At 73.2% G+C, this 4,276-nt stretch carries 3 protein-coding genes and 1 pseudogene; 1 reads left to right on the top strand and 3 read right to left on the bottom strand.

Translation table 11 applies throughout. The features are described from left to right. Together I73_RS33080 and tgt are read right to left on the bottom strand one after the other, a co-directional pair. Positions 1–1,114, bottom strand: a pseudogene (locus tag I73_RS33080) (hypothetical protein); the annotation flags it as partial. 94 nt (positions 1,115–1,208) lie between these two features. Beyond that, on the bottom strand, positions 1,209–2,354 hold the full coding sequence (tgt, locus tag I73_RS05415; RefSeq protein WP_022979682.1) for a tRNA guanosine(34) transglycosylase Tgt: 1,146 nt from the start codon (positions 2,352–2,354) through the stop codon (positions 1,209–1,211). Positions 2,355–2,452: 98 nt separating this feature from the next. On the opposite strand from tgt, the gene I73_RS05410 reads away from it, so the two are divergent. Beyond that, positions 2,453–3,052 carry a YigZ family protein gene (locus I73_RS05410; protein WP_022979681.1) on the top strand — a complete coding sequence of 200 codons (600 nt, stop codon included), beginning with the start codon at positions 2,453–2,455 and terminating at the stop codon, positions 3,050–3,052. Between the two features lie 9 nt (positions 3,053–3,061). Here I73_RS05410 and I73_RS05405 read toward each other — a convergent pair. After that, the coding region (locus I73_RS05405) for an ABC transporter substrate-binding protein (protein ID WP_022979680.1) at positions 3,062–4,276 on the bottom strand (1,215 nt) is incomplete at its 5' end.

Genomic DNA, 4,276 nt, shown 5'->3' with positions numbered 1-4,276 from the left:
AGGCCAGGGCCAGCTCGCGCTTGGGCTCCAGGCCCTCGGCGTCGGCCAGCAGGCAGGCGCCGGCGCAGGCGGCGAAGAAGGCCGCCTCGCGCTGGGCCTGGCGGGCCGGCAGCGGGCCGGCGGCGGCGCCCTCGAACTCGGCGGCTTCCAGGCCCTGCGGGAAGCAGGCTTCCAGGTGGGCGATGCGCTGGCGCAGGTCGCCCTTGAGCGCCAGCTGCGCCCAGACGGCCTCGTCCACGATCAGCCGGTGGCCGCAGCGGGCGGCCACCGCCACCAGCTCGTCCAGGGCCTCGGTCTCGTTCAGGGTGAGGCGACCGTCGCGGTCTTGCCAGCGCGAGACGGCCTGGCGCAGCGTCTCGGGACAGCCGCGGCCGGCCTCCCACTGCAGGCGGCGGGCGGTCAGGCTCAGCCGGCTGGGGGTGGGCGGCTGCGGGGCGGGGGCCGGCGCGGCTTCGACCACCACAGCCAGCTCGGCACCGGCCTCGGGCTCGGACTGGGCCGCGGATGCCGGCGGCAGTGCCTCGGCGGCTTCCAGCATGGGCAGCGGCGTCTCAACAGGCGCGGCCACCGGCGCATCGGTCGTCGCGGGCTCGGGGCGCTCGGCGGCGGCGGGCACCTCAGCCTCGGTCGCCGTCACCGCCGTCACCTCCTCGGGCGTGGGGGCGGCCGGGCTGCGGCGGCGCGAGCGGCTGGATGTGCGGGCCGGCGTCTCGGTCGCCTGGGTCGCCTCCGGTTCGGCCGCTGCTGGCACCACTGCCACCGACGCAGCGGCCGGGGTCTCGATCTGCGCGTCGGCCGGGGCCGCAACGACCTCGGCAGCAGCCGAGCGCCGCTTGGCGGTCTTGCGGGCCGGCGCGCGCGGGGCGGCTGGCGCGGCCTGCGCCGGAGCCTCGGGCTCGGGGACCTCGGCGGGCGCGGCCTCGGCGGCCGCCGCCGTCTTGCGGGGCTGGGCCGCCGCGCGCTTGCGGGCAGGCTTGGCGGCGGGGGCCACCGGTTCGGCGGATGCCTCGGGAGCCGGGGTGGAGAGGGGGACAGGGGCCGCGTCCAGCGCGGCCGTCAGCGGCGCGTCGTCGGCCGGTGCGGCGGCGCGGCGGCGCCGGGAGGTGGTCGCCATGGGGCGAGAGCTTCCGTGGTTGGTCAGTGGAAGGCGCATCGCCCGTGGCCACAAGGGCCGGGCGATGGCCGGGTCGGCAGGCTGCGGCGGGTCGTCAGACGCCGCGGGCGCGGTCGGTGGCGAACTGCTGGCGGAATGCCTCGAAGCGGTCGGCGTCCAGCGCCTCGCGCACTTCGCGCATCAGGTTCAGGTAGTAGTGCAGGTTGTGAATGGTGGCCAGCATGGGGCCGAGCATTTCGCCGCAACGGTCCAGGTGGTGCAGATAGGCGCGGCTGAAGCCACCGTTGCTGGCGTCGCCGGTGCAGGCGTAGCAGGTGCAGGTCTCGTCGATGGGACGGTGGTCGCTCTTGTGGCGGGCGTTGCGGATCTTCAGGTCGCCGAAGCGGGTGAACAGGTGGCCGTTGCGCGCATTGCGGGTGGGCATCACGCAGTCGAACATGTCCACGCCGCAGGCCACGCCGGCCACCAGGTCCTCGGGGGTGCCCACGCCCATCAGGTAGCGCGGCTTGTGTGCCGGCAGCCGGTGCGGGGTGTGGGCCATGATGCGCAGCATGTCTTCCTTGGGCTCGCCCACGCTGACGCCGCCGATGGCGTAGCCGGGCAGGTCCATCTCGACCAGGGCCTGCAGGGACTCCTCACGCAGGTGCTCGAACATGCCGCCCTGGACGATGCCGAACAGGGCGTTGGGGTTCTGCAGGCGCTCGAACTCGGCGATGCAGCGCTGGGCCCAGCGGCGGCTCAGCTCCATCGAGAAGCGGGCTTCCTTCTCGGTCGTCAGGTGGCCCTTGGTCTCGTAGGGCGTGCACTCGTCGAACTGCATGACGATGTCCGAGTTCAGCACGGTCTGGATCTGCATGCTGACCTCGGGCGTGAGGAAGAGGCGGTCGCCGTTGACCGGCGAGGCGAACTTGACGCCCTCCTCGCTGATCTTGCGCATCTCGCCCAGGCTCCAGACCTGGAAGCCGCCGGAGTCGGTCAGGATGGGCTTGTCCCAGCGTTCGAAGCCGTGCAGGCCGCCGAAGCTCTGCATCACGTCCAGGCCGGGACGCATCCAGAGGTGGAAGGTGTTGCCCAGGATGATCTGCGCGCCCATGTCGTGCAGCGAGCGCGGCAGCACGCCCTTGACGGTGCCGTAGGTGCCCACGGGCATGAAGATCGGCGTTTGCACGACGCCGTGGTTCAGGGTCAGGCGGCCGCGGCGGGCCAGGCCGTCGGTCTTGAGCAGTTCGAACTGGAGCATGGGCGGGATTGTCGCCGAGCCGGACGCGCCCCACGGGGCGGCGGTCGGATGTGCGACAGTGGCGGATTGCACAGCCCCCTCGCGGCGTTTCGCCCCCCATGGCCTTCACCCTTGCCCACCCCGTCCACAGCGAGCTGCTGATCAAGAAGAGCCGCTTCATCGGCTGCGTCGAGCCCATGGCCGACCGCGCCGCGGCCCAGGCCCGGGTGGCCGCGCTGAAGGCCGAGCACCCCGGCGCCGCCCATGTCTGCTGGGCGCTGCTGGCCGGGGGGCAGTCGGCCGCCAACGACGACGGCGAGCCCGGCGGCACGGCCGGCCGGCCGATGCTGGACGTGCTGCGCCACCAGGAACTCGAAGGCGTGCTGGCCACCGTGGTGCGCTACTTCGGCGGGGTGAAGCTGGGCGCCGGCGGGCTGGTGCGGGCCTACACCGACAGCGTGGCCCAGGCCCTGCTGCAGGCCGAGCGGGTGACCTTGCAGAAGCGGCGGACCCTGGCCTGCCAGGTGCCGTACGCGCTGGAGGGCCGCATCCGCCGCGCGCTGGAGGCGGCCGAGGCCCCGCTGCTGGATGCCCGGCACGCCGCACTGGTGCGGCTGGACTTCAGCGTGACGGAGGGCCAGCAAGCCACGCTGGTGGCTCAGCTGGAGGAGCTGGGCCAGGGCCAGCTGGGCTGGGTGGCCCACCCGGAAGAGGGCTGAACCCCGGCCTCAGTGCGCGGCGCCCGGCTTGCGCTGGATGACCGTCGCCTTGCGGGCGTCCTCGGGGTAGTAGAAGTGCAGATCGCCGCGGCGCCAGGTGGCCAGCCACAGCATGTTGGCGCTGATGGCGTCGTGGTCGCTGGGCGAGAAGGGCTGGTCGTAGGTGGTCACCACCCCGCTGTAGGGCCGGTTCAGGTGCTCCAGCGCATTCTTGAGGGCCTCGCCGTCAGTGCGGCCCTGGGCCTGGAACAGCGCGCCCAGCATCAGGTAGACGGCGTCGTAGGACTGGGCGGCGGCCATCAGCGAGCCCAGCGGCTCCTTGCCCCGCAGGCGGTGCAGCCGGGCGATGAAGGACGTCCGGCGCTCCAGCGTGGTGTCCGGCACGATGGTCTGCGCCATGGCCGCGCCTTCCAGCGCCTTGCCCCCGCGCTCCTCGGCCGAGCGCAGCGCCAGCGTCCACGAGCCCAGCAGGTCGGCGCTGACGCCGGCCTCGGCGCGGGACTGGGCCAGCATGCCCATCTCCGGGCCGACGGTGTAGGCGATGAGGGCCTCGGCCCCGGCGGCCTTGGCCTCGCGCATCTGCGCCGTGAGGTTGGCGGTGCCCAGGTCGAAACGGGCCACATAAACCGGCTTGAGCCCTTTCTGGGCCAGGAAGCGCTCAACGTCCTTGAGCCCGCCCTCGCCGTAGCCGGTCTTGTCGGCGAAGACCGCCACCTTGCTCAGGCCGCGCCGCTGCACCTCGTCGACCAGGAAGGCGGCCTGCAGCGCGTCGCGCGGAGAGACGCGGAAGATGAAGCTGCTGGCCGGCGGGAACTGGCTGGTCAGCGCGGTGGCGGTGGCCACCGGGATCATCAGCAGGTGGTGGGCGTTCTGGAACACCTCCAGCGACTTGAGCGCCACGCCGGAATTGCAGAAGCCGATGGTGAAGTCGGCCTTCTTGCCCTGCACCAGCTCCTCGGCGATCTTGCGGCCCTCGTCGGGGTTGGACTTGTCGTCGCGAGCGACCAGCTCCAGCGGGCGGCCCAGGTAGCCGCCGGCCTGGTTGATCTCGCTGACGGCCAGCTCGGCGCCCAGCCGCGCGGCGGTGCCGAAGTCGGCCGAGCCGCCGGTGAAGGGGCAGATGAAGCCGACCCTGATCGGCGCAAGGCCCTCCTGGGGACGGGCCGCCCAGGCCGACACCCCCCACAGCAGGCCCGACAGGGCCCACACCAGCTTGCGTCGCAT

Source organism: Ideonella sp. B508-1 (assembly GCF_000333615.1).
Classification (GTDB): Bacteria; Pseudomonadota; Gammaproteobacteria; order Burkholderiales; family Burkholderiaceae_C; genus Ideonella.
Note: the sequence above shows the minus strand (reverse complement) of the source record. Positions and strands in the feature narration are given on the sequence as shown.

Coding starts and splice junctions, on each gene's coding strand:
- tgt (WP_022979682.1), bottom strand. CDS start 2,354: ATGCTCCAGTTCGAACTGCTCAAGACCGACGGCCTGGCCCGCCGCGGC.
- I73_RS05410 (WP_022979681.1), top strand. CDS start 2,453: ATGGCCTTCACCCTTGCCCACCCCGTCCACAGCGAGCTGCTGATCAAG.